This window comes from Agilicoccus flavus (genome assembly GCF_014857905.1).
Classification (GTDB): Bacteria; Actinomycetota; Actinomycetes; order Actinomycetales; family Dermatophilaceae; genus Agilicoccus; species Agilicoccus flavus.
The window spans coordinates 93,084-116,816 of the sequence record NZ_JACYXE010000009.1; the positions used below are offsets into that span (position 1 = coordinate 93,084).

17 protein-coding genes, 1 tRNA gene and 1 pseudogene are annotated in these 23,733 nt (G+C 75.3%); 9 read left to right on the top strand and 10 right to left on the bottom strand.

Annotated elements, in window-relative coordinates; translation table 11 throughout:
• Positions 1–3: 3 nt before the first annotated feature.
• Complete coding sequence (locus ICW24_RS13865; protein WP_226346314.1) at positions 4–1,008, top strand: aldo/keto reductase; 1,005 nt, start codon at positions 4–6, stop codon at positions 1,006–1,008.
• 49 nt (positions 1,009–1,057) lie between these two features.
• On the opposite strand, the gene ICW24_RS13870 is transcribed toward ICW24_RS13865, so the two are convergent.
• The 3 genes from ICW24_RS13870 to ICW24_RS19745 all read right to left on the bottom strand — a co-directional run bounded on the left by ICW24_RS13870 (position 1,058) and on the right by ICW24_RS19745 (position 5,261).
• Positions 1,058–2,149, bottom strand: coding sequence for a threonine aldolase family protein (locus ICW24_RS13870; RefSeq protein WP_226346455.1), 1,092 nt, complete (start codon positions 2,147–2,149; stop codon positions 1,058–1,060).
• Between the two features lie 86 nt (positions 2,150–2,235).
• A complete protein-coding gene (locus tag ICW24_RS13875; RefSeq protein WP_226346315.1) occupies positions 2,236–3,048 on the bottom strand; it encodes an SDR family NAD(P)-dependent oxidoreductase in 813 nt (270 codons plus the stop codon).
• Complete coding sequence (locus tag ICW24_RS19745) at positions 3,045–5,261, bottom strand: DUF6421 family protein (protein ID WP_307781354.1); 2,217 nt, start codon at positions 5,259–5,261, stop codon at positions 3,045–3,047. The genes ICW24_RS13875 and ICW24_RS19745 overlap by 4 nt, the downstream gene beginning before the upstream one ends.
• 203 nt (positions 5,262–5,464) lie before the next feature.
• Between ICW24_RS19745 and fdh the strand changes: the two are divergent.
• From fdh to nrfD, 3 genes and pseudogenes are all read left to right on the top strand, one after another.
• Positions 5,465–8,734, top strand: a pseudogene (gene fdh / locus ICW24_RS13885) (formate dehydrogenase); the annotation flags it as partial.
• Between the two features lie 152 nt (positions 8,735–8,886).
• A complete protein-coding gene (locus ICW24_RS13890; protein ID WP_226346317.1) occupies positions 8,887–10,077 on the top strand; it encodes a 4Fe-4S dicluster domain-containing protein in 1,191 nt (396 codons plus the stop codon).
• Complete coding sequence (gene nrfD / locus ICW24_RS13895) at positions 10,074–11,255, top strand: NrfD/PsrC family molybdoenzyme membrane anchor subunit (RefSeq protein WP_226346318.1); 1,182 nt, start codon at positions 10,074–10,076, stop codon at positions 11,253–11,255. Before ICW24_RS13890 ends, nrfD begins: the two co-directional genes overlap by 4 nt.
• A gap of 222 nt (positions 11,256–11,477) precedes the next feature.
• Here the strand turns inward: nrfD and ICW24_RS13900 are convergent, their stop codons facing one another.
• Both ICW24_RS13900 and selD read right to left on the bottom strand, forming a co-directional pair.
• Positions 11,478–12,509, bottom strand: coding sequence for an asparaginase (locus tag ICW24_RS13900; RefSeq protein ID WP_226346319.1), 1,032 nt, complete (start codon positions 12,507–12,509; stop codon positions 11,478–11,480).
• 181 nt (positions 12,510–12,690) lie between these two features.
• On the bottom strand, positions 12,691–13,719 hold the full coding sequence (gene selD, locus ICW24_RS13905; protein WP_226346320.1) for a selenide, water dikinase SelD: 1,029 nt from the start codon (positions 13,717–13,719) through the stop codon (positions 12,691–12,693).
• A gap of 116 nt (positions 13,720–13,835) precedes the next feature.
• Between selD and ICW24_RS13910 the strand changes: the two genes are divergently transcribed.
• Positions 13,836–13,931, top strand: a tRNA-Sec gene (locus ICW24_RS13910).
• Positions 13,932–13,978: 47 nt separating this feature from the next.
• A complete protein-coding gene (gene cobF, locus ICW24_RS13915) occupies positions 13,979–14,752 on the top strand; it encodes a precorrin-6A synthase (deacetylating) (RefSeq protein WP_226346321.1) in 774 nt (257 codons plus the stop codon).
• Positions 14,753–14,782: 30 nt separating this feature from the next.
• Here cobF and ICW24_RS13920 read toward each other — a convergent pair whose 3' ends face one another.
• Complete coding sequence (locus ICW24_RS13920) at positions 14,783–15,751, bottom strand: immunity protein CdiI family protein (protein WP_226346322.1); 969 nt, start codon at positions 15,749–15,751, stop codon at positions 14,783–14,785.
• Positions 15,752–15,921: 170 nt separating this feature from the next.
• Between ICW24_RS13920 and selA the strand changes: the two genes are divergently transcribed.
• Entirely contained in the window at positions 15,922–17,280 is a 1,359-nt protein-coding gene (gene selA / locus ICW24_RS13925) for an L-seryl-tRNA(Sec) selenium transferase (RefSeq protein WP_226346323.1), read from the top strand.
• Between the two features lie 26 nt (positions 17,281–17,306).
• Complete coding sequence (locus tag ICW24_RS13930; RefSeq protein WP_307781351.1) at positions 17,307–19,157, top strand: SelB domain-containing protein; 1,851 nt, start codon at positions 17,307–17,309, stop codon at positions 19,155–19,157.
• Here ICW24_RS13930 and ICW24_RS13935 read toward each other — a convergent pair.
• From ICW24_RS13935 to ICW24_RS13950, 4 genes are all read right to left on the bottom strand, one after another.
• Positions 19,154–20,353 (bottom strand): sulfate/molybdate ABC transporter ATP-binding protein, encoded by a 1,200-nt coding sequence (locus tag ICW24_RS13935; RefSeq protein ID WP_226346324.1) that lies wholly within the window; start codon positions 20,351–20,353, stop codon positions 19,154–19,156. The genes ICW24_RS13930 and ICW24_RS13935 overlap by 4 nt on opposite strands.
• Positions 20,350–21,093 carry an ABC transporter permease gene (locus ICW24_RS13940; protein ID WP_307781352.1) on the bottom strand — a complete coding sequence of 248 codons (744 nt, stop codon included), beginning with the start codon at positions 21,091–21,093 and terminating at the stop codon, positions 20,350–20,352. The genes ICW24_RS13935 and ICW24_RS13940 overlap by 4 nt, the downstream gene beginning before the upstream one ends.
• Positions 21,094–21,182: 89 nt before the next feature.
• On the bottom strand, positions 21,183–21,953 hold the full coding sequence (gene modA / locus ICW24_RS13945; RefSeq protein ID WP_226346326.1) for a molybdate ABC transporter substrate-binding protein: 771 nt from the start codon (positions 21,951–21,953) through the stop codon (positions 21,183–21,185).
• 89 nt (positions 21,954–22,042) lie between these two features.
• Positions 22,043–22,459, bottom strand: a complete 417-nt coding sequence (locus tag ICW24_RS13950) for a TOBE domain-containing protein (protein WP_226346327.1) — start codon at positions 22,457–22,459, stop codon at positions 22,043–22,045.
• Between the two features lie 123 nt (positions 22,460–22,582).
• Here ICW24_RS13950 and ICW24_RS13955 point away from each other — a divergent pair, with 123 nt between their 5' ends.
• On the top strand, positions 22,583–23,728 hold the full coding sequence (locus tag ICW24_RS13955; protein WP_226346328.1) for an acyl-CoA dehydrogenase family protein: 1,146 nt from the start codon (positions 22,583–22,585) through the stop codon (positions 23,726–23,728).
• The last annotated feature ends 5 nt before the right edge of the window (positions 23,729–23,733 follow it).

The following is a 23,733-nucleotide window of genomic DNA, read 5'->3' on the forward strand; positions in this document are numbered from 1 at the left end:
ACCATGGAGACGCGCATTCTCGGACGGACAGGGCGCGAGGTCGGCGTCATCGGGCTCGGCTGCTGGCAGATCGGGGGCGGCTGGGGTGAGGTCGACGAGGACGACGCCCTGGCCACGCTGGAGGCCGCGGCCGACGCGGGCGTCACGTTCCTCGACACCGCGGACGTGTACGGCGACGGGCGCAACGAGCGACTCATCGGACGCTTCCTCGCCGAGCGGGCAGGAAGCGGCGGGCCGGGGACGTCGCCCCTGGTCGTCGCGACGAAGATGGGCCGACGCGCCGATCCCCACGACCCCTCGGCCTACACCCTCGATGCGTTCCGCCGGTGGAACGACGACAGTCGCGCCAACCTGGGCGTCGACCGGCTCGACCTCGTGCAGCTGCACTGCCCGCCGACGCCCGTGTACTCCCTCGACCAGGTCTTCGACGACCTCGACACCCTGGTGGAGGAGGGCCGCACGGCGGCCTACGGGGTCTCGGTCGAGACGTGCGAGGAGGCCCTGAGCGCCATCGCGCGACCGCATGTCGCCACGGTCCAGATCATCGTCAACGCCTTCCGGCGCAAGCCGCTGGAGCGGGTGCTGCCCGCTGCCGCGGCCGCGGGGGTCGGCATCATCGCGCGAGTGCCGCTGGCGAGCGGGCTGCTGACGGGCCGCTACGACGAGTCGACGACCTTCGACGCCGACGACCACCGGACCTTCAACCGCCGCGGGGAGGCGTTCGACGTCGGCGAGACCTTCGCCGGGGTCCCCTTCGAGGTGGGCGTCGCCGCCGCCCGCGAGGTCGCCGCGCTCACCCCCGACGGCGTCGGCACGGCGCAGGTGGCGCTGCGGTGGATCCTCGACCAGCCCGGCGTGAGCACCGTCATCCCCGGTGCCCGGAACGGTGAGCAGGCCCGCGGCAACGCGGCGGCGGCCGACCTCACCCGACTCGACGCCGGCACCCTCGCGCGCATCGAACGGATCTACGACGAGCGGATCCGCGAGCACGTACACACCCGCTGGTGAGTGCGCCGGAGGGGTCGACCGACCGGTCGACGGCCCGGCGCCACGCCCGTCAGCGGGCGGCCGACTCCTCCCGCAGGGCGTCGGCGAACCCCGCGACGTCGCCCTCGGTCGTGTCGAAGCTGCACATCCAGCGCACCTCGCCGGTCGCCTCGTCCCACACGTAGAAGGGGTAGCGGGCCTGCACCCGCCGGGTCACCTCGGGCGGCAGGATCGCGAACACGGCGTTGGCGGCGGGCTCGCGCGTGAGGCGGACGCCGTCGATGTCGCGGACGGCGTCGGCCAGCCGCCGCGCCATGTCGTTGGCGTGGCCGGCCCCACGGCGCCACAGCTCCCCCTCGAGCAGGGTGAGCAGTTGCACCGACAGGAACCGCATCTTCGAGGCGAGCTGGCCGTTGAGCTTGCGGGCGAACAACGGCCGGCTCACGGCGTCGGGATCGAGCACGACGACGGCCTCGGCGCCCATGAGCCCGTTCTTCGTCCCGCCGAAGGAGAGGACGTCGACCGCGACGTCGGTCGTGATCGCGCGCAGCGGCACCCCCAGCGCGACCGCGGCGTTCGCCAGGCGGGCGCCGTCGAGGTGCACCCGCATCCCCTTGGCGTGGGCGTGGTCGGCGACGGCACGCAGCTCGTCGGGCGTGTACAGCGTGCCCAGCTCGGTGCTCTGCGTGACGGACACGACCGCGGGCTGCGCGTGGTGCTCGTCGCCCCACCCGTAGGCCACCCGGTCGACGAGCTCGGGCGTGAGCTTGCCGTCGGGGGTCTCGACCGTCTCGAGCTTGAGCCCCGCGATCTTCTCGGGGGCCCCGCACTCGTCGGTGTTGATGTGGGCGCTGCGGGCGCACACGACGCTGTCCCACCGCTGCGTCATGAGGTCGAGCGAGACGACGTTCGCGCCGGTCCCGTTGAACACCGGGTACACCTCCGCGCGGTCCCCGAACTCGCGCCGGACCGCGTCGGCGAGGGCGGCCGTGTACGCATCGGCGCCGTAGGCGCGCTGGTGCCCGCCGTTGGCGAGCGTGAGCGCCTCGAGCACCTCGGGGTGCACCCCCGAGTAGTTGTCGCTGGCGAAGCCGCGGAAGTCGGCGTCGTGCAGGCGGGTGAGGCCGGCGTGCGGGGTGCCGCCGGGCCGCGGCGCGGACAGCGCCGCCTCGCGGGTCTCCTCCGCGGTGTCGGCCGCGCGCGCCTCACCCTGTTCGCCGTGATCGGTCTGGTCGTCGTGTCGTGCGTTCACGGCACGAGGGTCTCGCGTCGGCCGACGAGCTCGTCGGCCGGGGTGTCCCAGAGGCGCGTGAGCCGGGTGGCGAGGTCGTCCACGTGGGTGTACCCCGAGAAGGCCGCGTCGGGTTTCGCGGCGCGCATGACGTCGGTGAGCAGCGCCTTCACGCGGACGATCACGGCCGCCGCGGCCGGCCGGGCCGCCTCGTCGGCCGTGACGTTGCCCGCTTCTGCGACACCTCGACCGGCGCCCGACGCCGCGCGGGCGAACGAGTCGCCCACGGCGAGGGTCCACGCCTCCGCGGCGGCCTTGGCCGCGGCGTAGGCCGCGTTCGTCGCGGTGGGCGCTTCGACCTGGACCGTCGACACGATCGCGAGCCGGCCCCCGGAGGAGACGAGGTCGTCGTGGAACGCGCGCGTCGTGTGCGCCAGCGTGACGACGATCATGTCCTGCAGCCACGCCCAGTCGGCGAGGTCGCTCCCCACGATCCCCTTTCCGCCCCGCCAGCCGCCGACGAGGTGCACGAGCCCGTCGACCCGACCGTGCTCGGCACGGACGCCGGCCGCCCACGCGGAGATGGCCGCCTCGTCGAGGAGGTCGACGACCGCGGCCTGCGCCCGCCCCCCGGACCCGGCCGCGGTGGCCGCCGCGGTGGCGGCGTCGACGACCGGGGCGAGGCGCGCGGCGTCCCGGCCCGCCGCGACGACATGGGCGCCGGCCACGGCGAGCGCGGAGACGAGCGGCGGACCCGCCGCCCCGGCGGCGCCCGCGACGACGACGACCCGCCCGGTCAGGTCCGGCGTCGAGGCCTCGGGCGCGCTCATGCCGGCACCCCCTGCGTCTCGCGAGCGGGTGGCTGTGACGGCGACGAAGACGGGGCGCGACCGGCGGAACCCTCGCCGGAGTCGCCGTCGCCGGCGGTCACCTCGTGGTGCCCGCGCCCGGTGATCCCGCGCGTGGAGGCGACGACGGGCGCGAGCTTGCCGCGCAGCGCCTCGAAGAAGACGTTGAGCGGGAACTCGTCGGGCAGGACGAGGTCGACGAGCCCCCGGGGCGGCCCGTCGAGCGGGAGGGCGTCCGGTCCCTTGGCCCACGTCGAGCGCGGGTGCGGGGCGACGTGCGCGCTGACGAACGCGTAGGAGGCGATCCAGTGGGCGACCTTGCTGCGGTCGATGCCGTCGCGGTAGAGCGCCTCGACCTCGTCGCACAGGGCGACGACGGTCTCGGGCACGCGGCGCCAGTCGAAGGTGAGCCGGTTGTCGGTCCAGCGCAGCGCGTCGTGGCGGTGCAGGTAGGCGAAGAGCAGTTGCCCGCCGAGCCCGTCGTAGTTGCGGACCCGCTCCCCGGTGATCGCGAACCGGAAGATCCGGTCGAAGACGATCGCGTACTGCACGCCCCGGGCGAACGGCTGGCCGCGCCCCTCGAGGACGACGGCCTGGCGGAACGTGTTGAGGTCGCAGCGCAGCTCCTCGAGCGCGTACATCCAGAACGGCATCCGCTGCTTGATCATGAAGGGGTCGAACGGCAGGTCGCCGTGGCTGTGCGTGCGGTCGTGGACGAGGTCCCACATCGCGAAGACCGACTGGGCCAGCTCCTGCGAGACGACGAGCCGCTCGGCGTCCGGCGGCAGGTCGAGCTTGAGCAGGTCCGCGGCCGCCCCGGTGACGGCCCGGAACCGGGCGGCCTCCCGGTCGGAGAAGATCGCGCCCCACGTGAACCGCGGCACCTCGCGGACCGCGACGGTCTCGGGGAAGAGGACGGCGGAGTTCGTGTCGTAGCCGCTCGTGAAGTCGACGAAGTCGAACGACAGGAACGCCGGGTTGTCGAAGTCGCGCTCGATCTGCGCGAGCCAGTCGGGCCAGAAGACCGAGCACAGCACGGCCTCGACGTTGCGGTTCGGGTTGCCGTTCTGGGTGTACATCGGGAAGACGACGAGGTGGACGACCCCGTCGGCGCGGCTGCGCTCGGGGCGGAAGGCCAGGAGCGAGTCGAGGAAGTCGGGCACCCCGAACCCGGTGTCGGCCCAGCGCGCCAGGTCGGCCCGGACTGCGTCGAGGTACTCGGCGTCGTGCGGGAACTCGGGCGCGAGCGCGGCGATCCCGGCGACGACGCGGCCGACGAGCGCGGCCGCGACGCCGTGCTGACCGGCGTCGGGAATCGAGCCGTCCTTCACCTGCAGCGGCCGCAGCGCCTCGACGGCCGCCTTGAGGTCGAGCCAACGGGGGTCGCTCGCCCACGCCCGCCCGGGCGCGCGGGGCTCGGGGGCCGCCGCCGCCGAGCCCGCGGCCCACGTCACCGCGTTGGTCCACAGCGTGCGGTGGTCGAGCTCGGCGATGGAGTCGTCCCCGAAGAGGTCGGAGTCGGCGAAGACGACGACCCGCCCGCGGCCGACCCGCACCGCCGCCGCCAGCGGCGCGCCCGGCGGGAACGCCTGCGCGCCCGTCCGGGCGAGCACCTGCGCGGCGGCGCCACCACCCGCCTGCTCGCCCCCGACCTCCAACGCGCCCGCACGGTAGAAGCAGACCTGCCCCACGCCGGCGAGCACGCCCTGGCCGGCCCCCGCACCGAGGTCGGCGAGGACCCACGCCGAGACGCGGTTGTGCCGGCTCGTGCCGTCGTGGCACGTCAGGCTCCGGACGTGCACCCCGAAGCGGCGCAGCAGCTCGTCGAGGTTGGTGCCGTACTTGTCCTGGTCGCACTCGGCGAGGACGACGAGGCCGCCGCCCGCGTGGACGAACGCCTCGAGCGCGTCGATCTCGCCGGCGGCGAAGACCGGAGACCCGGCCCCCGAGCTGCGCTCCGAGCCGAGCTGCGCGGGGTGGGCGATCACGAGGACGTCCCCCGGCGCCACGGCCTGGTCGATCGGCCCCTGCGTGTGCGCGACCACCTCGAACCCCCGGTGACGCAACGCCTCGGCGGCCAGTGCGTAGGAGGCGTCCGCCGGCTGGGCCGGGTTGATGCGGGCCGCGACGGCCGGGTCGAGCGACCAGGCCTCGCTGTGCGACTCGTCCATGACCACGCGCGGGAACACGCCCATCCTCATCGACCCCTTCGTCGTCCGATCGTGACGGGACCAGACTACGGGCCCGAGCTGTACCGGGTGGACGGTTCAGCGTCCTCGACAGTGCAGTCGGTCGGCGAGCACAACGGTCCGGCTCACCCCGCCCCGCCGCGCGCGCCGCCCGGGGGCGCAGGGTTACCCTTCCGGGACAGCTGTTCCCACCACGGCGGAGGTTCGCGATGAGCGGCACACGCAGGACGTTCCTCGACTGGCCGGTGCTGCGCCAGGTGCGCTCGGGCGACCTGCTGGGTCGCGGCGCGGCGGTGACGTCGGCGCGCACGCGCGCGCGGCAGCCGCGCACGACGACGGCCGACCGGGTGGCGCGCAGCGTCTGCCCGTACTGCGCGGTCGGCTGCGGTCAGAAGATCTTCGTCAAGGACGAGAAGATCGTGCAGATCGAGGGCGACCCCGACTCGCCGATCAGCCGCGGTCGCCTCTGCCCCAAGGGCAGCGCGAGCACCCAGCTCGTCACCTCGCCCACGCGGGTCACGAAGGTCATGTACCGGGCCCCGCACGCCACCGAGTGGACCCACCTCGACCTCGAGACGGCGACCGACATGATCGCCGACCGCATCCTCGAGACCCGCCGCCGCACGTGGCAGGACACCGACGCCCGCGGCCTGCGGCTCAACCGGACCATGGGGATCGCGGCCCTCGGCGGCGCGGCGCTCGACAACGAGGAGAACTACCTCATCAAAAAGCTCTTCACGGGGCTGGGCGCGGTGCAGATCGAGAACCAGGCGCGTATTTGACACAGCTCCACGGTCCCCAGTCTGGGGGCCTCGTTCGGGCGGGGCGGCGCCACTCAGTTCGTCCAGGACATGGCCAACGCCGACTGTGTCGTCATCCAGGGATCGAACATGGCCGAGTGCCACCCCGTCGCCTACCAGTGGGTGACGGAGGCCAAGGCGCGCGGCGCGAAGATCATCCACATCGACCCCCGGTTCACGCGCACGTCGGCCGTGGCCGACAAGCACGTCCCGATCCGCGTGGGCAGCGACATCGTCCTGCTCGGCGCGCTCATCCGGCACGTGCTCGAGACGGGTTCCTACTTCGAGGAGTACGTGCGGGCCTACACGAACGCCGCGACGCTCGTCGACGAGTCGTTCCAGGACACCGAGGAGCTCGACGGGATCTTCTCGGGCTACGACCCGGAGACCGGCACCTACGACATGACGTCGTGGGGGTACGACTCGGCCGCGGGTGACGACCACGTCGAGCAGTCCTCGGAGCGCGAGGGCGACGAGCACGGCAGCAGCCGCAAGGAACGCTCCGCCGGCGACGAGCACGGCTCCGGCGGGCCGTCGCTCGAGCACGCCGAGGTCGAACGCGACGACACGATGCAGCACCCCCGCTGCGTCCTGCAGGTTCTGCGGCGGCACTACGCCCGCTACACGCCCGAACTCGTCGAGCGCACGTGCGGGATCTCGGCCGACGACTTCGCCTACCTCGCGAACGCGTTGACCGAGAACAGCGGACGCGAGCGGACCTCGTGCTTCGCCTACGCCGTCGGGTGGACCCAGCACAGTCTGGGTGCGCAGTACATCCGCACGGCCGCGATCCTCCAGCTGCTGCTCGGCAACATCGGGCGGCCCGGCGGCGGAATCATGGCGCTGCGCGGGCACGCGAGCATCCAGGGCAGCACCGACATCCCCACGCTGTTCAACCTCCTGCCCGGTTACCTGCCCATGCCGTGGGCGGGCCGGCACGACGACTTCGACGACTACATCGCGAGCATCGCCTCCCCGCGCCAGAAGGGGTACTGGGTCAACGCCGACGCGTACGCCGTCAACCTGCTCAAGGCGTGGTGGGGCGACGCGGCGACCGAGGACAACGACTGGGCGTTCGCGTACCTGCCGCGGATCGACGGCAACCACAACACGTACGCGACGACGATGGGCATGATCGACGGCACGGTCGAGGGCTACTTCCTCCTCGGCCAGAACCCGGCCGTGGGCGCGAGCCACGGGCGATTGCAGCGCGCGGGCATGAGCAACCTCAAGTGGCTCGTCGTGCGCGACCTCAACCTCATCGAGTCGGCCACGTTCTGGAAGGACGGGCCCGAGATCGCGACCGGCGAGATGAAGACGGAGGACATCGGGACCGAGGTGTTCTTCCTCCCACCCGCCTCCCACGCCGAGAAGTCCGGCACGTTCACGCAGACGCAGCGGCTGCTGCAGTGGCGCGAGGCGGCCGTGGCGCCGCCCGGCGAGTGCCAGAGCGACCTCGACTTCTTCTACAAGCTCGGGCTGCGCCTGCGGGAGCGGCTCGCGCAGAGCACCGACCCGCGCGACCGGCCCCTGCTCGACCTCACGTGGGACTACGCCGTCGACGAGCACGGCGAGATCGAGGCCGACGCCGTCCTGCAGGAGATCAACGGGCGCTTCCTCACCGGCGAGAAGGCCGGCCAGATGCTGCCCATGTACTCGTCGATGAAGGCCGACGGCTCGACGAGCGGCGGGTGCTGGATCTACTGCGGCGTCTACGCCGACGGCGTGAACCAGGCCAACCGGCGCAAGCCGGACGCCGAGCAGAACTGGGTCTCGGCCGAGTGGGGCTGGGCGTGGCCGGACAACCGGCGCATCCTCTACAACCGCGCCTCGGCCGACCTCGACGGCAAGCCGTGGAGCGAGCGCAAGGCCTACGTCTGGTGGGACGAGGAGGCGGGCCGCTGGACCGGCCACGACCGGCCCGACTTCCCCCTGACCACCCCGCCGTCGTACCGCCCGCCGAAGGGCACGGCGGGCATCGAGGGCCTGGCCGGCGACGACCCGTTCGTCATGCAGGCCGACGGCAAGGGGTGGCTGTACGCACCCAAGGGGCTGCTCGACGGGCCGATGCCGACGCACTACGAGCCGCAGGAGTCGCCGGTCGCGAACCCGCTGTACCACCAGCAGCGCAACCCGGCCCGGTTCGTCTACCCCCGCCCCGACAACCCGTCGGCCCCCTCGGCCGGTGACCCGGGCTCGTCGGTGTACCCGTACGTCTTCACGACGTACCGGCTCACCGAGCACCACACGGCCGGCGGCATGAGCCGGTGGCTGCCGTACCTCGCGGAACTGCAGCCGGCGTTCTTCTGCGAGGTCTCGCCCGAGCTCGCCGCCGAACGCGGCCTCGAGAACGGCGGGTGGGCGACGATCGTCTCGCCGCGCTCGGCGATCGAGGCGCGGGTGCTCGTCACCGAGCGGATGCGTCCGCTGCGCATCGGCGAGCAGACGGTGCACCAGATCGGGCTGCCCTACCACTGGGGTCAGGGCGGCACGGGCGCCGTCGTCACCGGCGACGGGGCCAACGACCTCCTCGGCGTGACGTTGGACCCCAACGTCGCGATCCAGGAGAGCAAGGCCTCGACCTGCGACATCCGCGCGGGTCGCCGGCCGACCGGCCCGGCCCTGCGGGCGCTCGTCGAGGACTACCTGACCCGGGCCGGGGTGACGACGACGACGGGCAACGTCCGCCGCCACGTCGACGCGGTCCCCCAGGCCTCCCCCACACCCGAGGACGACTCGGGCGACTCCGACGGGGACGGCGGCCGATACGACGAGGGCGACGCCGCGGCCGGGTCGTACCCCGCCGACCCACGCGAGGACGAGGACGAGGCATGAGTTTCTGGCACCAGCAGTTGGCCGGGCCGACCGACCCCGCCCGGGACGCCGGCTGGGAGGACCCGCCGCCGCGGAAGGGGTTCTTCACCGACACCTCCATCTGCATCGGCTGCAAGGCGTGCGAGGTCGCCTGCAAGCAGTGGAACGGCATCCCCATGGACCGCCTCGGGATGACGGGCGACTCCTACGACAACTCGATCTCGCTCGGCGCGAACACGTGGCGACACGTCGCCTTCGTGGAGCAGACGACCGAGCGGATCGAGACCGCGCGCGAGTCGGGCCGGGCCCTCGTCGACCTCGGGATGCCCGCGCTGCGCCCGCAGGGCGAGCCGCTGCCGTCGGCCACGGCCCAGCGCCTCTCCCGCGCCACGCCCGGCCCCCTGCCGCTGGGCGGTCCCGGCACCATCGCCTCCGGGTCGGGCCTCGCGGCCGCCGACGGCGGGTCGGGCTGCGGCTGCGGGTCGGGTTCGGGCGGCGGGTGCGGCGGCGGTGCGCCCGTCGGACAGGTGGGCCCCGACGTCACCGACCTGGGCGCCGCCCGGGACGCGGCGGAGCTGGCCGCCGCCACCGGCACGCTGCCCGACTTCCGCTGGCTCATGGCCTCCGACGTGTGCAAGCACTGCACGCACGCCGGGTGCCTCGACGTGTGCCCGACCGGTGCCCTGTTCCGGACCGAGTTCGGGACCGTCGTCGTCCAGGACGACGTGTGCAACGGCTGCGGCTACTGCGTGCCGGCCTGCCCGTTCGGCGTCATCGAGCGCCGGGAGGCGCCGCCCGAGGCCGAGGCGAAGTACGTCCTGGACGTCGAGCACGGCATCGCCCAGAAGTGCACCCTCTGCTATGACCGGCTCGGCGTCGACCAGACCCCGGCCTGCGCGCAGGCGTGCCCGACGACGTCGATCCAGTTCGGCGACCTCGCCGACATGCGCCGCCGCGCCCAGGAACGCGCCGACGCCCTGCACGCCAACGGGTTCACGGAGGCCCGCGTGTACGGCGCCAACGAGAACGACGGCGTCGGGGGCACCGGCGCGGTCTTCCTCCTCCTCGACGAGCCGGAGGTGTACGGCCTCCCGCCCGACCCGATCGTCACGACCGCCGACCTGCCCGACATCTTCCGCAAGGCCGGCTTCGCCGCGAGCGCGATGATCGGTCTCGCCGCGGCCGCGTTCCTCGGGGGGCGGCGATGAGCCGGCTGGACCCCGACGAGACGCTCGTGTTCACCCCGCCGCAGGGCCGGGTCGACGGACCGCGCCCGGGCCGCGCCGACGCGGCCACCGACGACGGTGATGCCGGCGGGCCGGACGCGCCGGGCGGGCCGGTGGACGGCACCGCCGGCCGGGCGGGCGGGCGCCGGTTCGGCCGGCGCAAGGGGCGGGGTCATGGGCGCGAGGACGTCATGGTCCCCGACGCGCAGTTCTCGTCGTACTACGGCCGGCAGATCGTCAAGCCCGCCCCGTGGAAGCACGAGATCCCGGCCTACCTCTACCTCGGCGGGCTCGCGGCGGGGTCGGCCATGCTCGCGGCCGGCGCCGAGCTCTCCGGACGCGACACGCTGCGCCGGAACACCCGATACACGGCGGTCGCGGCCCTGGCCGGCTCGATGGGAGCCCTCGTCGCCGACCTCGGCAAGCCGAGCCGGTTCCTCAACATGATGCGGACGGTCAAGCTCACGTCGCCGATGTCGGTGGGCACGTGGATCCTCACCGGGTACGGCGCCTTCACCGGCGGGGCGTTCGCGTGCGAGGTCGCCCGCGCCGTCCTCCCGACCACGGGCGCCCTCGGCCGGGTCGCCGCGGTGGCCCGGTTCGCCGACCGTCCGATGGCGCTCGGCTCGGCCGCTTTCGCTCCCCCGCTGGCCGCCTACACCGCGGTCCTGCTCGCCGACACGGCCACGCCCACGTGGCACGGCGCCTACCGCGAACTGCCGTTCGTCTTCGTCGGGTCGGCGCTGCTCGCCGCCGGCGGATTCGCGATGGTGACGACGCCCACGCAGGAGGCGGCGCCGGCGCGCCGGGTCGCGCTGCTCGGCGGAGCCATGGAGTTCGTCGCCCACCACCTCATGGAGAAGCGCCTGGGCATGCTCGCCGAGCCGCTGCACGAGGGCCGGCCGGGGCGGTTCGGCCGGGTCAGCCAGGCCGCGGCCCTCGGGGGACTCGCCGTGACCGCCGCGTTCGGGCGCAACCGGCCCGCGGCGGTGGCCGCGGGGATCGCGCTCAACGCGGCCTCGGCCCTCATCCGGTTCGCGGTCTTCGAGGCGGGGATCGCCTCGGCCAAGGACCCGCGGTACACCGTCGAACCGCAGCGGGCGCGCCTCGCCGCGCGGCGCGCCGCCGGCTCCGACCCGCACGGCATCACGACGGGCTGACGCCGCCCAACGCGCACCCCTGACCGACCGGTCGTCGCCGGCCACGAACCATTCGGGCCGGGTCGGCAGGCCCACAAGATGAGGGGCAAACCGAAAGGTGTTGCCCCGCAGTCGCGTCCGGATCCGCAGGTGGCCCGGGCCGGCGTCGACCAGGCCCGAATGGTTCTTCCGTCGGCCCACGGACGCGAACGGGCGACCGGCGTCCGGCCGTGGCGTCGTCGCTCAGTCGAGCTCGGCGAAGACGCGGCGCACGTCGTCGTGGCCGGCGCGGGAGTCGCCGGCGAAGACGGCCGCCATGAGCAGCCGGGCCTTGAGGGCGTCGAGGCGTCCGGCGCCGATCAGGCCGCGGCGCAGCAGGTCGATCTCGGACCCGGGGTAGCCGTACGTGCGGCTCAACGTGCCGCCGGCCCCCGGTCGGGCCGCGAGGACGACCGGGACGCGGTCGGCCAGGTCGGCGAGCGGACCCACGAGCCGCTCCGGCACGTGACCGCCTCCCACACCCTCGACGACGACGGCGTCCGCCCCCGAGAACGCGGTGACGTCCCGCGGCTCGGCCCCGAGGCCGACGCGCACGACGGGCACCCACGGCCAGCTCGCGCCCTCCTGCACGGGCACGTGTGGAGTGGCGTGCGCGGGGCGCACGTCGAGCCGGACCCGCCCCTCGATCACCCGCCCCAGGGGGCCGCCGCCCGGGCTGACGAAGGCCGCGGTCGAGCTCGTGTGGCGCTTGGCGACCGCGGCCGCCGCGTGGATCTCGTCGTCGAGGACCGCGAGCACCCCGAGCCCGCGCGCCGCCGGGCTCGCGGCGACCCGCACGGCCGCGAGGACGTTGGCCGGGCCGTCCGCGCCGGGCGTGCCGGGCGTGCGCATCGCGCCGGTGACGACGACCGGGACCCGGGGGCGCAGCAGCATGTCGAGGAGGAAGGCGCTCTCCTCGAGGGTGTCGGTCCCCTGCGTCACGACGACGCCGTCGATCTCCCGGGTGTCGTCGCCGGCACCGTCGGCGGCGTCCTCGGTGCCGCCGCTGCGGCGCCGGACCTCGGCGGCGATGCCCACGAGATCCTGCGGGACGACGCCCGCGGACGACGTCGACCGGATCGTGCGGGCCTCGATGCGCGCCTCGTCGGCGAGACCCGGGATGGCGACGAGGTCCTGCGCGGTCAGCGACGGCGCCGACCCGCCGGAGGCGATGGGGACCGAGGCAATGGTGCCGCCGAGGGCGAGCACGAGGACGCGAGGCGACGCGGACGACATGGGTCCATCCTCTCGCGCGGGAGGTCGGGCGCGCGGAGCCCCTCGTCGTCGGCGGGACTGCCCGCCCGGACGCCCTGGTCGGCTCCACCCGGCCGTGATCTCGCCGACGGCGTGCCCGGCCGTGCACCGCTCCCACCGACCGGCACGCGCGGCGCGAGGCCCTGCCGGCGACCTCGCGGCCTCAGCGCACGACGATGCGCGTCTCGCCCGCCGGGCGGGTCTCGCCGACGACCGGGGCGCCGGGCACCTCGCCGACGACGAGGAGCCCGCCGCTGGTCTGGGCGTCGGCGAGGAGGAGCAGCTCGTCCTCGCCGACGTCCGCCCGGAGGTGGGGGCGGACCCAGTCGAGGTTCCGGCGGCTGCCGCCGGGCACGAACCCGTCGCGCAGCGCCTCGCGGGCCCCCGGCAGGTACGGCACGGTCGCGTGGTCGACGACGGCGCTCACGCCCGAGGCGCGGCACATCTTCGACAGGTGCCCGAGCAGCCCGAAGCCGGTGACGTCGGTGGCCGCGCGCGCCCCCGCCGCGAGGGCCGCCGCGCCCGCGTCGCGGTTGAGGGTCGTCATCGAATCGATCGCCGCCTGCGAACGCTCCCCCGTGGCCTTGTGCCGGTTGTTGAGCAGGCCCACGCCGAGCGGCTTGGTGAGGCTGATCGGCAGGCCGGGCTCGGCGGCGTCGTTGCGCAGCAAGCGGTCCGGGTCGCCGATCCCGGTGACGGCCATGCCGTAGACGGGCTCGGGGCCGGTGATGGAGTGCCCGCCGGCGACGGGGCACCCGGCCTGCGTCGCCACGTCGAGCCCGCCGCGCAGCACCTCGGCGAGCAGCTCGTCGGGCAGGACGTCGACCGGCCACGCGACGACGTTGATCGCGAGGATCGGCCGACCCCCCATCGCATACACGTCCGAGAGGGCGTTGGCCGCGGCGATCCGCCCCCAGTCGTAGGCGTCGTCGACGACGGGGGTGAAGAAGTCGGTCGTCGAGATGACGGCCGCGCCCCCCTCGATTCGCACGGCGGCGGCGTCGTCCCCGTCGTCGAGCCCGACGATGAGGCCGCCGGCGCCGTCGCCCGGACGGGCCCCCGCCCCGACCAGCCCGGCGAGCATGGACTCCAGCCGACCCGCCGGGATCTTGCACGCGCACCCCCCGCCGGCGGCGTACTGCGTGAGGCGGATCGGGGGCGCCGACCCGTCGGGCGCGGTGGTGGAGGTCATGCCGGAACCCTACGCAGCTCGGCAGCGCCGCCGCCCTGGGGCCGCGAGGGGGACGCCGGGCCCGGCGGGGTGCCGGGAGGTCGAAGCGCGTGCGGCGGGCTGGTTAGGCTGACCGTGGAGGCGTCAGGGTTCCTGGTGGTCCCCCCGGTCTTCAACACCGGAGTACGGCGGTATCCGTCGTAGGCGGGTTCGATTCCCGTCCGCCTCCGCCACCCACCTCGGCCCGTGCTCACTCGAGCGGGCGGCACGAAAGGACACCATGCGACGACTGCGCATCATCGGGATCGGGGCCGGTGACCCCGGGTTCGTCACGGTGGAGGCCGTCGAGGCACTCCGCGAGGTCGAGGCGTTCTTCGTGCTCGACAAGCCGGGCCCGGCCTCCGACCTCACCCGCGCGCGGGAGGCGATCGTCGACCGGTTCGTCCCCGACGACCCGGGCCGCCTCGTCTACGTGCCCGACCCGCCCCGCGACCGCGACCCGGCCGACGCCGCGGCCTACGAGGCGGCGGTCGTCGCGTGGCGCGACGAGCGCGTCCGCCGCCTGCGCGCGGCGATCGAGGGCGAGCTCGGGCCCGACGGGGTGGGCGGGTTCCTCGTCTGGGGCGACCCGTCCCTGTACGACGGGACGATCCGCATGGTCGAGGACCTGCTCGCGGGCGGCCTCGAGGCGGACCACGACGTCGTCGCCGGAGTCAGCGCCGTGCACGCGCTCACCGCGCGCCACCGCATCCCCCTCAACCGCGTGGCGGGCGCGGTCCAGATCACGACCGGCCGCCGGCTCGCGCAGGCGTGGCCCGACGGCGTCGACGACGTCGTCGTCATGCTCGACTCCCACCTCGAGTGCCGCGCCTACGCCGACGACGATGTGGACGTCTATTGGGGCGCCTACCTCGGCACCCCCGACGAACTGCTCGTGTCGGGTCGGCTGGGCGAGGTGTTACCCGAGATCGAGCGGGTGCGCGCGCAGGCCCGGGAGCGGCACGGCTGGGTCATGGACACCTACCTGCTGCGGCGCGCGCCCCTGGACGTCTGAACCGTCGGGGCCCGACGCGACGCCGCCCGGTCAGCGCCCGTCGTCCCCCGGCCCGTCGCCGTCCAGCTCCCACAGGTCGACGTCGACGACGTAATCGGGGCCGAGCTCGTCGCGCATCTGCTCGGCCAACGCGTACGCCTGCGCCCGGTAGGCGCGGACGATCTCCGGACGGCGCCAACCGGTCTCGTGGTGCATGTTCTCGGCGAACACCTCGGCCCAGGCCTCGAGCTTGAGGTTGAGCTCGGAGGAGAAGCTCCCCACGCCGGCCTCGGTGACGAAGTCGCCCCAGACCGGCATGGGCGCCCCGTACTCGTTCATCAGTCGGACGCGGATCGGCTCACGCTCCTCCGCCGGCGGCACGACGACGACGCCGGAGCGGCCCAGGTGCGCGAGGTAGAGCGTCACCTCGGTGGCGCCGAGGGCGTCCTTGAGGCGCCGCGCGAGGTGCCCGCCGAGCGCCTCGAAGTCGTCGGGGCGGGCGCGGGGGCGCCATCCCGTGGCCGGGTCCCAGTCGCGGGCCCACATGTCGGAGTAGTCGAGCAGGCGCAGGGCGAGGTCGTCGTCGATCCCGGCGTCGCGGGGGTCGAGGGGCTGGCCGTCGATGCGCAGCGGACTCTCCCGGCCGGTCTCCGCGGACAGCCACAGGCCGGTCATGTCCGCCACGGGGACCTCGGAGCGGTCGACCTCGGGGCCGTCGGGCCACAGCAGGCCCGCGACGGGCGCCCCTACGGCGTGCAGGTCGGGCTCTGCACCGGCCGGCGAGGGCCCGTCGGGGGCGAACGTCTCGCCGGCCAGGGGCGCGATGGCGATCCACCCCTCGTCGGCGCCGCGCTCGACCTCGAAGGCGACCTCGCCGGCGCCGTCGTCGACCCCGGCCGCGTCGTCGGCCGACGCGTCATCGCGTCGCCGATCGGACCGGTCGGCGCGTCCGCCCCGTCCGCGGGGGCCCGTGTCGTCGCCGCCGTTGATCCACGACGGCAGCAGATCGTCGTCGCTCACCGTCCACCTCCTCGTTCCGCCACCATCGTGCCCGGTCGGAGGCCGATCCGGGCGGTCCTGCGCCCGGACCGCCCGTGTCGAGGCCGGTCCGCGCCCGGCGCGTCCCTCGCCTTAGGGTGGCCGCACACGGCGGGTGCCGACGCCGCCGCAGACATCGGCGGGAGGCCCACGTGAGCGGTGACGACCCCCGCCGACGCATTCCGCGCACCGACGCGGTCCTCGCCGACCCGTCGGTCGCACCCTTCCTGCCCCGGCTCGGCGGCGATGCGGTCAAGGCGGAGGTGGCGGCGGCCCAGGGGTCGGCGCGCGCCGGGCACCTCGCCCCGGAGCAGGTGATCGCCCACGTGTCGGAGATCCTGACCGAACGGTCAGCGCACCCAAGCGACCTCCGCCCGGTCCTCAACGCGACAGGCGTCGTGCTCCACACCAACATCGGCCGAGCGCCCCTGTCCCCCGACGCCCGCCGCGCGCTGCTCGACGCCGCCGGCTACGTCGACGTCGAGTTCGACCTGCGCACCGGCGAGCGGGCCCGCCGCGGCCGCGGCACCCTCGCCGCTCTCGCCCGGGCGGTCCCGGCCGCCGAGGACGTGCTCGTCGTCAACAACGGCGCCGCCGCGCTCGTCCTCGCGACCACGGCCCTCGCCGTGGCCGCGGGCCGCCCCGAGGTCGTCGTGAGCCGGGGCGAGATGGTCGAGATCGGCGACGGCTTCCGGCTGCCCGAGCTCATGGCCTCGACCGGCGCCCGCCTCGTCGAGGTCGGGACGACGAACCGCACCCAGGCCCGGGACTACGCCGGCGCCCTCGGCCCCGCGACCGGCCTCGTCCTCAAGGTGCACCCGAGCAACTTCCGGATCGAGGGGTTCACCGGCGCCGCCTCCACCCGCGACCTCGCCGCCGTGTGCCGCCCCGCCGGAGTGCCCCTGCTCGCCGACATCGGCAGCGGCCTCCTGCGCCCGGATCCGCTGCTGCCCGACGAGCCCGACGCCGCCACCGCGCTGGCGGCGGGCGCGGACGTCGTCACGTGCAGCGGCGACAAGCTGCTCGGCGGGCCGCAGGCGGGGCTCGCCCTCGGCCGGGCCGACCTCGTGCACACCCTGCGGCGCCACCCCCTCGCGCGGGCCCTGCGCGTCGACAAGCTCACCCTGGCCGCGCTCGAGGCGACCCTGCGCGGCGGCCCCACCCCCACCGACCTCGCCCTGCACGTCGACCCGGACCGCCTGCGGGAGCGCACGATCGAGCTCGCCGACGCCGTCGGGGCCGGCGAGGTCGTGGCGGTCGCCGGGCGCGTCGGCGGCGGCGGCGCCCCGGGTCTCGACCTGCCCGGGTGGGCCGTCGCGCTGCCCGGCGACCTCACGGCGCAGCTCCGAACGGGCGCGACGCCCGTCGTCGCCCGGGTCGAACGCGGCGCCACCCTGATCGACCTGCGGTGCGTCCCGGAGGCCGACGGGCCCGTCCTGCAGGAGGCGCTCGTCGCGGTCCTGCGCGGCGACCCGCAGGCGCCGACACCGGTCGACGCGGCCGGGGCCTGACCGCCCTCGACGAACTGGGAAGGACCATGTCCGACATGCACGTCGTCGCCACCGCCGGTCACGTCGACCACGGCAAGTCCACCCTCGTGCGCGCCCTCACCGGGATGGAACCCGACCGGCTCGCGGAGGAGAAGCGGCGCGGCCTCACCGTCGACCTCGGCTACGCCTGGACGACGACGGCCTCGGGCGACCGGCTCGCGTTCGTCGACGTGCCCGGCCATCGGCGGTTCATCGGCAACATGCTCGCCGGGATCGGACCCGCCCCCGCCGTGATGTTCGTCGTCGCGGCCGACGGCGGCTGGGAGGCGCAGTCCGACGAGCACCTCGCCGCGCTCGACGCCCTGGCCGTCCGACACGGCCTGCTGGTCGTCACCCGCAGCGACCTCGCGGACCCCGGGCCCGCCCTGGCCGCGGCGCGACGGAAGTTCGCGAGCACCTCCCTGGCCCACGTCCCCGACGTCGCCGTCAGCGCCCGCACCGGCGCGGGTCTGCCCCGGCTCCGGGAACTGCTGGACGACCTCGCACTGGGGATGCCCGCCCCGCGCATCGACGGCCCCGTCCGGCTGTGGATCGACCGCGTGTTCCCCGTCGTGGGCGCCGGCACCGTCGTCACCGGCACGCTGAGCCACGGCACCCTCGCCGTCGGCGACGAGCTCGAGCTGACCGTCGGAACCCAGGCCCGCGACCGTCGGCGGGTCCGGGTCCGGGTCCGGGTCCGGGTCCGGGTCCGAGTCCGGGGGCTCGAGTGCCTCGGCGAGCCGAGGGAGCGTGTCCCCGCGCCGGCCCGGGTGGCCGTCAACCTCCGCGGCGTGGAGCACGGCGACGTCCACCGGGGCCAGAGCCTGCTCACGCCCGGGTCCCTGCCCGAGACCGTCCGCGTCGACGTCGTGCTCGACGGCGGCGCGGGCGAGCGGTGGGCCCAGGCCCCGGCGGGTCTGACCCTGCATCTCGGGACGGCCGGGGTCGAGGTCCACCGCCGGCCGCTGGGCCCGGACGCGGCCCGCCTCACCCTCGCCCACCCGTTGCCCGTCGCCGTCGGGGACCGGGTGCTGCTGCGCGACCCGGGCGACGCCTCCGGACACGCCCTGTGGGGGGCGCGCGTCGTCGAGGCCGACCCCGCCGAGCTCACCCGGCGCGGCGAGGCCGCCCGGCGGGGCGACCACCTCGCCGCCGGCCCCCTCGACCTGCTGACGGAGGTCGAGCGACGCGGCCGGCTCACGGTCGATCGCGCCCTCGCGCTGGGGTTGGATCCGAGCGTCCTCGCCCCGGACGAGCCCCGGGTCCGTCGGATCGGGGCCCTGCTCGTCTCGGCGGCCACGTGGGACGGGTGGGCCGCCGCCCTCGCGGGGGCCGTCGACGCCCACGCCGCCGCGCACCCGCTCGATCCCCGCATGTCCCTCAAGGCGGCCGCCGACGCCGCGGGCCTGCCGGACCCCGAGACGGCCGCGGTGGTGGCGACGGGTCGCTCGGGGGCGGGCCTGGAGGTCGAGCGGGGGCGCGTGGGTCGTCCGGGCGCCCGTCCGGACCTCGGTGCGGCCGAGGCGGGTCTCGCGCGATGGGAGGAGCGGTGGCGCACCGAGCCGTTCGCCGCCCCCGAGGCGGACGACCTCGCCGCCGCGGGGCTCGACGCGGCCCACGTCGCCGCGGCCGCCGCCCTGGGGCGCCTCGTGCGACTGCGCGACGAGGTCGTCCTGTCGCCCACCGCGCCCGCGCGGGCGATGCGCGTCCTCGCCGCCCTGCCCCAGCCGTTCACGACGAGCGAGGCCCGCCAGGCCCTGGGCACGACCCGGCGCGTCGCGATCCCCCTGCTCGAACACCTCGACACCCGCGGCTGGACCCGGCGCCTCGACGGCGGCCACCGGGAGGTGCGTCGCTAAGGTCCTGACCGATCAGTCAGGGCGTCAGGGGCGACTGGTGCGGCGGGGTCGTCGCCGCGCCCGCCGGGGTGCAGCGCGACCTCCTGCGCCTTGACGACGGCGCGGACGCGGGCGCCGGGCTCGAGCCGGAGGTCGGCGTAGGCCGCGGGGGTGACATCGGCGGCGATCACGTGCGGGCCGGGGGCGCCACCGGCCGGATCGTCGAGGGCCACCCGCACGCGGATCACACCCGCCCGGTCGGTCGCGTCGAGCACGGCCCCGGGCAGGACGTTCCGGGGGCTGCCGGCGGGCGGCTCGGCGAGGCCGGTGGGTGGGCGGTAGAGCGCCACGGCGCGCGGCGGGCAGACGGCCACCGCCGGCCCGGCGAGGACCTCCCCCACCCCGACGACGACCGGGCCCCCTGCCAGGGCGAGGCGGCCGCGGCCGAGCGCGGTCCCGGTGAGCAGGTTGGTGCCGACCATCCCCGCGGCGAAGGCGCTTCGCGGGGCCGCGAGCACGTCGCGGACCGGGCCGCGTTCGACGACCTCGCCGGCCTCGAGCACGGCGACGTGGTCGGCGAGCGCGACGACGTCGAGCACGTCGTGGGTGACGACGACGGCCGTCCGCCCGGCCTCGAGGAGCACGCGGCGGACGAGGCCGCGCAGCTCGGGGGCGCTGCGGACGTCGAGCGCCGCAAACGGCTCGTCGAGCAGGAGCAGGTGTGGGTCTGCCGCGAGGGCCCTCGCGAGGGCCACACGCTGCGCCTGCCCGCCGGACAGCTCGTCCGGGCGGCGGGCGGCGAGGTCGAGGGCGCCGACCTGCGCCAACCAGTGCCCGGCCGCGGCGGCCGCAGCGCGGCGCGACGCCCCGGCCGCCCGCGGCGCGAAGGCCACATTGTCGGCCACGGACAGGTGCGGGAAGAGCAGCGCGTCCTGGCGCAGGAGCGCGACGCCGCGCCGGTGGGGGGGAACGTCGATCCCCGCGCCGACGTCGAGGAGCACCTTCTCGCCGAGGGCGACGCGCCCGGCATCCGGGTGCACGAGCCCGGCGGCCACTCCGAGCGTGGTCGACTTGCCCGAGCCGTTCGGCCCGAGGAGCGCGAGGACCGCTCCCGCCGGGACGTCGAGCGTGACGTCGACGCCGTGCGTGGCGAGCCGGGACGTCAGCGTCAGACCGGCGCCGCGGCCGGACCGCATCGCCGGGGCGAGGGCCGTCACGACCGGGACCGCCCGTGGACGGCCCCGACCACGACGAGAGCGACGACGACGAGCAACAGCGCGAGGGCGAGCGCTGCGTCGGGGTCGGCCTCGCGGGCGAGGTAGATCTCCAACGGCAGCGTGCGGGTGCGGCCTTGCAGCGACCCGGCGAACGTCAGCGTCGCTCCGAATTCGCCGAGGGAGCGGGCGAACGCGAGCACCGCCCCGGACACGAGGCCGGGCAGGGTGAGCGGAAGGGTGACGCGGGCGAGGACGTGCGTCGGCGACGCACCGAGGGTCGCCGCGACGGCCTCGTGGTCCCGTCCGGCCGTGCGCAGCGCCCCCTCGAGCCCCACGACGAGGAAGGGCAACGCGACGAACGTCTGCGCGAGGACCACCGCGACCGTGCTGAAGGCGATCCGCACGCCGAGCGCCTCGAGGTGCGCGCCGAGCAGGCCCGTGCGGCCGAACGTCGCGAGCAGTGCCAGCCCCCCGACGACGGGCGGCAGCACGAGCGGGAGCAGCACGAGCGCCCGCAGCAGGCCCTGGCCCGGGAACCGTGTTCGGGCGAGGACGAGTGCGAGCGGGACGCCGAGGACGATGCACGCGAGCGTGCTCGCGCTCGAGGTCAGGAGGCTGAGGCGCAGGGCGTCGAGGGCGGCGGGGCTGCTCAGCAGGGCGGGCAGGTCGGCCCAGCCGACCCTCGCCGCCATGCCGACCACGGGAAGGACGACGACGACGATCCCGAGCACGGCGGGCACGTACACCCACGTGGGAAGCCCCGGGCCCGGGCGCCTCGACCGGCCGGTGGTGGGTCGACGGGTGAGGTGGGGAGCCGCCGTCGACCCGGTCACGGCGTGCCGAACCCGGCTCGGGTCAGGGCGGCCCGACCCGGCCCCCCGCGCACCGCGTCGACGAACGCCGTGGCCAACGCCCGGTTCGGGCCGCGGTGCGAGGCGTCGGCTCCGCCCGCCCCCGCGAGGACGCCGATCGGGTACCGGTTGACCGCCCGGTCGGCCTCGGGGACGTCTACCCGCGCCACGGCCTCGCCGGCCCGGAGCGCGTCGGTGACGTACACGACGCCCGCGTCGGCCTGCCCCGACGTGATCTTGCCGAGGACGTCGTCGACGCGGTTCTCCTCGCTCACCGGCGAGAGCCGTACCCCGGTGAGCGCCTCGACCCGTTCCGTGGCGGCGCCGCACGGGACCTGGGGGGCGCAGACGACGGTGGCGACGCCGTCGTGGGCGAGGTCGGCGAACGATGTGATCGCGGCCGGGTTGCCCGTCGGGACGACGATCGTCAGCGTGTTCGTCGCGAACGGGGCGGTCTCCTCGACCAGGCCGGCCGAGGCTGCGCGCGCCATGCTCGCCTCGTCGGCGGTGGCGAGGACGTCGCCGGGGGCGCCCTCGCGCAGCTGTGTCACGAGGTCGGCCGAGCCCGCGAACTGGAAACGCACGTCGGAGCCGGGGTGGGTGCGCTCGACCTGCGCGCCGATCTCCTCGAACGGCCGAGCCAGCGAGGCGGCCGCGAAGACGGTGATGGAGGCGCCCGCGCCGCTGCCGGCCGCCGACCCCGACGGCGTCTGCGCCGACGGGACGCCCGCACCGCATCCGGCAAGCACCGCGACGAGCGCCGCGAGCCCGGCGCTTCGGCGCCACGACCTCGGACGCCGGGAAGGTCGCCCCCGCCCGACCCCGGCCTCCCCGGCGGTCACGACGACGCCGGGGTGTCGACGATGACGGTCGTCGCCTTGACCACGGCGACGGCGCGGGCTCCCGGGGCGAGGCCGAGCACCCGGACCGACTCGGTGCTCATGAGCGACACGACGGCGAAGGGGCCGCACTGGAGCTCGACCTCGCTCATGACACGGTCGGACACGACGCGCGTGACGAGGCCCGTGAAGCGGTTCCTCGCGCTCGAGCCGATGCCGAGCCCCTCCGGCGGGGCGGCGGCCCGCGCACGGGCGAAGGCGGCGAGGTCGACCCCGTCGACCCAGAGGCGGTCGGCGCCGGCACGCCGCCCCGCCAGGGCGCCCTGGTCGATCCAGCGGCGCAGGGTGTCATCGCTCACTCCGAGCAACTCGGCCGCCTCGCGGACCCGATACCTCGGCGCGGATACGTCCTCCATGGCGACGAAGATACCGCAGGTGCGGCTCTACAAGGCCAGAAGCTCCGCAGATGCCGGTCGCGCCATCCGTGCGGTGCGTCGGGAACCTCACCGCCGGAGGCGGGGGCCGGATACCGTCGACGCATGCCCGTCGACCGCCTCCTGCCCACCGCCGACGCCCACGACCTCATCGACCTGACCCGCGAGATCTGCGACGACCGGCTACGCCCGGTGGTCGACGACGCCGAGGCGCAGGCGCGTTTCCCGCGCGAGATCTTCGACCTCCTCGGCCGCTCGGGCCTGCTGACCCTCGCCTACCCCGAGGACATCGGCGGGGGCGGGCAGGACTACGAGGTCTACCTGCAGGTCCTCGAGGAGATCGCGAGCGCGTGGATGAGCGTCGCCGTGGGGGTGAGCGTGCACTCCCTCACCTGCAACCCCGTCGTCGCGTTCGGCACCGCCGCGCAGCGGGACCGGCTGCTGCCGAGCATGCTCGGCGGAGCGACCCTGGGCGCGTACTGCCTGTCCGAGCCGACCGCGGGGTCGGACGTCGCCGGCATCTCCACGCGCGCGATCCGCGACGGCGAGGAGTACCGGCTGCGCGGGACGAAGGCGTGGATCAGCCACGCGGGGCACGCCGACTTCTACACGGTCTTCGCCCGCACGAGCGACGACGGCGGCCGCGGGCTGTCGTGTTTCCACGTGCCCGCCGACGCGCCCGGCCTCGTCTTCGCGGCGCCCGAGCGCAAGATGGGCCTCGACAGCGACACCGTCGGCCAGGTGATCTTCGAGGACGTGCGAGTCCCGGCCGACGATCGCATCGGCGCGGAGGGTCAGGGCATGGGCATCGCCCTGTCGGCCCTCGACGCGGGGCGCCTCGGCATCGCCGCCGCCGCGACCGGCCTCGCGCAGGCGGCCCTCGACGTCGCCGTCCGCTACGCGAACGAGCGCGAGCAGTTCGGCCGCCGCATCGGCGAGTTCCAGGGCCTCGCGTTCCTGCTCGCCGACATGGAGGCGGCGGTCGCCTCGGCGCGGGCCACGTACCTGCACGCGGCCCGCCTCAAGGACGCCGGTCGCAGCGTCGGGCGGCAGGCGAGCGTCGCGAAGCTCGTCTGCACCGACGCCGCGATGCGCGTCACCACCGACGCGGTCCAGGTGCTCGGCGGCGCCGGCTACACGAAGGACTTCCCCGTCGAGCGGTACATGCGGGAGGCGAAGGTGACGCAGATCTTCGAGGGCACCAACCAGATCCAGCGGCTCGTCATCTCGCGCGACCTGCTGCGCGGCTGACGGTC